The sequence below is a fragment of the Streptomyces sp. AF1A genome (genome assembly GCF_047340315.1).
GTDB lineage: Bacteria > Actinomycetota > Actinomycetes > Streptomycetales > Streptomycetaceae > Streptomyces.
The window spans coordinates 1-733 of sequence record NZ_JBLEBI010000385.1; the positions used below are offsets into that span (position 1 = coordinate 1).

1 protein-coding gene is annotated in these 733 nt (G+C 69.2%); it reads right to left on the reverse strand.

The window, feature by feature from the left end:
* The coding region (locus ACLU3S_RS37020) for an Ig-like domain-containing protein (protein ID WP_413956358.1) at positions 1 to 733 on the reverse strand (733 nt) is incomplete at both ends.

The following is a 733-nucleotide window of genomic DNA, read 5'->3' on the forward strand; positions in this document are numbered from 1 at the left end:
CGGCGAGGTGGAACCGGTGAAATCCCCGTCACCGGAGTACACCGCGGTCAGGGAGTGCGAGCCCACCACGAGAGTCGAGGTCGTCAGCGTGGCGATGCCACCGGCCAGTGTGCCGGTGCCGAGAAGGGTGGCACCGTCGAAGAAGTCCACCGTCCCCGTCGGCGTGCCCGCACCCGGCAAAACCGCGGTAACCGTCGCAGTGAGCGTTTTCGCCTGCCCGAACACCGAAGGATCAGGCGCCGACGCCAGGCCCGTGGTCGTCGCCGCCTGCGCCACGGTCTGCGTGTCGACCGGCGAGGTGGAACCGGTGAAGTTGATGCTGCCGTTGTAGACCGCGGTCAGGCTGTGGGTTCCGACGCTGAGGGCGGAGGTCGTCAGGGTGGCGATGCCGCCGGCCAGTGTGCCGGTGCCGAGGAGAGTGGCACCGTCGAAGAAGTCGACCGTCCCCGTCGGAGTGCCCGCACCCGGCAAAACCGCGGCAACCGTCGCAGTGAGTGTTTTCCCCTGCCCGAACACCGACGGGTCAGGCGCCGACGCCAGGCCCGTGGTCGTCGCCGCCTGCGCCACGGTCTGCGTGTCGACCGGCGAGGTGGAACCGGTGAAGTTGGAGCTGCCGTTGTAGACCGCGGTCAGGCTGTGGGTTCCGACGCTGAGGGCGGAGGTCGTCAGGGTGGCGATGCCGCCGGCCAGTGTGCCGGTGCCGAGGAGAGTGGCACCGTCGAAGAAGTCGACA